Origin of the sequence: Pseudomonas sp. SIMBA_068 (genome assembly GCF_046534705.1) — a bacterium.
Taxonomy (GTDB): Bacteria; Pseudomonadota; Gammaproteobacteria; order Pseudomonadales; family Pseudomonadaceae; genus Aquipseudomonas; species Aquipseudomonas putida.
Map to the genome: position 1 here is coordinate 1 of NZ_JAWRYI010001836.1, position 230 is coordinate 230.

General features: G+C 68.3%; 1 pseudogene. It reads right to left on the bottom strand.

The features are described from left to right. Window positions 1–230 (bottom strand): annotated as a pseudogene (locus SB756_RS36110) (phage tail sheath family protein); the annotation flags it as partial.

Genomic DNA, 230 nt, shown 5'->3' on the forward strand with positions numbered 1-230 from the left:
CGGCCAGCACCCCGCCGATGATCGCCGAGGTCTGCTCGGCCGCATCCGCCACCTTGGCCACGCCGCAAGCGACGATCACCGCCTTGGCCCGCTGGTAGATGGCCTGGCAGGCCTTGGTGATGGCCGCGTCCGGGCCCCAGGCCGCAATGGCCTCACGCTCATTGGTGATCAGCAGCAGGTCGTTGGCCTTGGCGCTGAAGTCAGGGCCTTCGGTGAAGGTATCCACCAGG